This window comes from Pseudomonadota bacterium, from assembly GCA_010028905.1.
In the GTDB taxonomy this organism is placed as follows: domain Bacteria; phylum Vulcanimicrobiota; class Xenobia; order RGZZ01; family RGZZ01; genus RGZZ01.
On the sequence record RGZZ01000525.1, the window covers coordinates 1 to 3,266 of the forward strand.

Consider the following 3,266-nt stretch of genomic DNA (forward strand, 5'->3'; position numbering starts at 1 on the left):
GCGGCCCCCGCCGCCCCCGCCGCGCAAGACGCCAGCACACGAAGGAGACTGCCATGGCCGAGAATCCCACCGTCGAGATGAAGACCAACAAGGGCACCATGAAGCTCGAGCTGTTCCAGACCGACGCGCCCAACACCGTCGCCAGCTTCATGAGCCTCATCAACAAGGGCTTCTACAACGGGCTCACCTTCCACCGCGTCATCAGCGATTTCGTCATCCAGGGCGGGTGCCCCAACGGCCGCGGCGATGGACACCCCGGCTACTCCATCGATTGCGAGGTAGGTCCCGGCAAGCCGAAGCACCAGCGCGGCTCGCTCTCGATGGCCCACGCCGGCCCCAACACCGGTGGCTCGCAGTTCTTCATCTGCCACAGCCCCCAGGGTCACCTCGACAACAAGCACACCGTGTTCGGCAAGGTCATCGAGGGGCTCGACGTGGTCGATGCCATTCGCCAGGGCGACAAGATGGAAGAGGTGAAGGTGCTCTCCGGCTCCGCGCCAGAACCCAAGGTCAGAGAGCGCGCCCGCGCGTAGCATCCGGCCGTCAATGGCTCGGGTGTGAATGAAAGAGGAGCCTCGCGGCTCCTTTTTTTTCGTGCGCTCGAAAACCGTCAGGCCTTCTGCTGCGGAGAGGCCGCGAAGTAGCCGGCCAGCCCGCCCAGCAGCGCGCTGCCCACGGCCACCGACACGGCGGCCACGGGGCTGGCCGAGAGCAGCAGCATGGCGATGTAGCCGCCCCCGATGCCCCCGGCGATGGTGCCGCCCACGAACATGTTCGCCTTGTGCGAGCTGGTCACGGGACGGGGGTTGTGAGGCTCACCGTGCGGGATGATGATGCGGGGGTGTGGACCGCTGTTGTCGACGCGGAATTGAATGGGCGGTGCGGCGGCGGGGTCTGTGGCCAGAACCTGATCGGCAGTGGGCGACGCTTGCGCCTCGGTGCCCGAGGTGGGATCGCCCGCGGCAGCCGCGTCCTGGGAAGTCCCGGCAGACGCCCCCTCGATCTGGCTGGCATCGATCTCACGCGTGGGCTTCTGCCCGTGACCGGGAAGGTGGAGGCCGAGATGCGGGATTTTCATGCGGGTCTGCCTTCTCTCTGCGAGCGCGCGGCCTTGCGCGGGCTCACGGGTGTCTCTTGAACTCGTCGCGCAGGCGCTGCTCGACGAAGTGGTACATCTTCGGATCGTTGTCGAGGAAGCGCTGCGCCTTGTCGCCCCCCTCGAGGTAGGTCGAGTAGGCCTCGGCAACATATTCGGCGGCGCCGCGATTCTCCTGGCCCATGTTGCCACGGTGGGCGTAGTCAGACCAGGTCTCTCCAGTGTACGAGCGCGCGCCCTCGGGCACGGTGACCACGGCGCGCTCGTCCTGCTGCACCACGTGGGCCTTGGCGCCCTTCATCATCTCGACCTCGACCTCGGTCTTCTGCGCCGAGCGAGCCGCCAGCATCTGGCGCACGTGGCCCAGGGCCGTAACGCCAAAGACGAGGCCACCGATGACCGCGGGCACCGGACCCAGCACCGACGAGAGGGCGCAGCCCCCCGCCGCGATGGCGGCGGTGACCGCGAGCTTCCTCGTGGCCGACTTCTTCGACGCCACGGCGGGCTCGATGGAGAAGATCTCCAGGCCGTCCTTGCGCTCGTACCTCACCGGGCGCAGGCCCCAGTGATCGAAGTCAGAGACGATGGACATCTGCGCGGGCAGCGACTTGTTCATGTCGTTGGCGATGATGAGCTCGCGGCGCATCACGTCGACATCTTCGACGTTGGCGCGGGCCTGGTACTCGTGGTAGAGGGTGCGGATCTCCTTGTCGCGACCCGACTCCAGGGCCGTGCCTTTCAGCATCTGGACGATCTTGAGCCCGGGGATGCGCGCCGTCACGCTGCCCCGCTCGCCGCGCATGTGGTCGACGGCGTGGCAGAGCTCGTGCACCACGGTGTGGGGGCCGAGATCGCTGAGCAGGGTCGATTCCATGAACTGGATCTTCTTGCTGAGCGGATTGTAGCCGCCGAGCATCTGCAGGCCACCCTTCGACATGGCCTGCTGCGCCGCGCTGGGCTGCTTCGTGATCTGGAACGCCACCCCGTTCTTCGAGAGCGCTTCGAGGGTGCCCGTGGGGAACGGCTGCAAGATGCACTGCATGCGCTTGCGAACAGGATCGCTCACCTTGCCGATGAGGGTGTCTACGGCGGTCTCGCGCCGGCTGTCGAGCGGGCCAGGATCAGGCAGAGGCGCAGGCTGGATGGTTCCAGGGCCCATTGTGCTGGTGTCGATGTAGGGTCTCACCAGGGTGCCGTTGATCACGTCGCCATCTCCCTCGACACGCGCCTCCCCGATCTTCTCGAAGGTGCGGTGCCATGTGTTCATGCTACCTGACGCGGCTCGCTCTTCACAGGTCTGCTATGTGAACAGTCCGGCGGGTCTGGCGCAGCATGAGGATAGCAGGCGCACCTGAAAAAAATCTGGGGTGATTCAAACCCTAGGTCGGGTCACTCTCGCGCGGGGTGGCAGCCGCCTCGACGCTCAAGAGGTGATCGAGACGGGTCACCTTGGTGCCGAGGTAGCGAAGGTTCTCTGCGTTCGGGGGAACCTCGAGGGCGACGCGACGGCGCACCTGCACCTCGCCCTCGGCCAGGCCGTCGATCTTGCGGGGGTTGTTGGTGATGAGGTCGACCGAGCGCACCTCGAGGTCGCGCAAGATCGACGCGGCGATCTTGTACTCGCGAGAATCGGCGGCGAAGCCGAGGTGCAGGTTGGCGTCGACCGTGTCGTACCCCTCGTCTTGCAGGCAGTACGCGCGCAGCTTGTTGAGAAGCCCGATGCCACGGCCCTCCTGGCGCAGGTACACGACGACGCCGCGCCCCGCCTGCGCGATCATGCGCAGCGCGCGCTGCAGCTGTTCGCCGCAGTCGCAGCGCAGCGAGCGGAGAACGTCACCGGTGAAGCACTCCGAGTGGATGCGCGTGAGCACGCCCTCGCCCTCGGCCACGTCACCGCAGACGATGGCCAGGTGCTCCTTGTCGTCGTCGGCCTGGTACAGGCAGACGCGAAATTCACCATGCTCGGTGGGGACGCGGGCCTGGGCCATCGACTGCACATCGCGGAGGGTATTGCCACGGTGGCGATGCATGAAACTCCTCGGTCACAGGTGCGCTCACAAGTCGCGCGAAGGCGCAGGTTCCAGACGCCGAGGCCCTTCCCCTTCTGCCAGCGTGCTTCGCACAACGGCCCCTCGAGCTCCAGAGTCGGTCAAGCCGCTTTCGCGGCATC

General features: G+C 66.4%; 4 protein-coding genes. 1 reads left to right on the forward strand and 3 read right to left on the reverse strand.

All coding sequences use genetic code 11. The features are described 5' to 3' along the window. Window positions 1-53: 53 nt before the first annotated feature. Complete coding sequence (locus EB084_22285) at window positions 54-533, forward strand: peptidylprolyl isomerase (GenBank protein ID NDD30993.1); 480 nt, start codon at window positions 54-56, stop codon at window positions 531-533. A 77-nt stretch (window positions 534-610) separates the two neighbouring features. Here EB084_22285 and EB084_22290 read toward each other — a convergent pair whose 3' ends face one another. The 3 genes from EB084_22290 to ribA form a co-directional block, all read right to left on the reverse strand. Next, on the reverse strand, window positions 611-1,078 hold the full coding sequence (locus tag EB084_22290) for a hypothetical protein (protein NDD30994.1): 468 nt from the start codon (window positions 1,076-1,078) through the stop codon (window positions 611-613). A gap of 43 nt (window positions 1,079-1,121) precedes the next feature. Further along, on the reverse strand, window positions 1,122-2,363 hold the full coding sequence (locus EB084_22295; protein NDD30995.1) for a hypothetical protein: 1,242 nt from the start codon (window positions 2,361-2,363) through the stop codon (window positions 1,122-1,124). A 112-nt stretch (window positions 2,364-2,475) separates the two neighbouring features. Then, on the reverse strand, window positions 2,476-3,126 hold the full coding sequence (ribA, locus tag EB084_22300; protein ID NDD30996.1) for a GTP cyclohydrolase II: 651 nt from the start codon (window positions 3,124-3,126) through the stop codon (window positions 2,476-2,478). Window positions 3,127-3,266 lie beyond the last annotated feature (140 nt).

What these genes read in the sequence shown, in the direction of transcription:
- EB084_22290 (NDD30994.1), bottom strand. Translation starts at nt 1,078, where the DNA reads ATGAAAATCCCGCATCTCGGCCTCCACCTTCCCGGTCACGGGCAGAAG.
- ribA (NDD30996.1), bottom strand. Translation starts at nt 3,126, where the DNA reads ATGCATCGCCACCGTGGCAATACCCTCCGCGATGTGCAGTCGATGGCC.
- EB084_22285 (NDD30993.1), top strand. Translation starts at nt 54, where the DNA reads ATGGCCGAGAATCCCACCGTCGAGATGAAGACCAACAAGGGCACCATG.
- EB084_22295 (NDD30995.1), bottom strand. Translation starts at nt 2,363, where the DNA reads ATGAACACATGGCACCGCACCTTCGAGAAGATCGGGGAGGCGCGTGTC.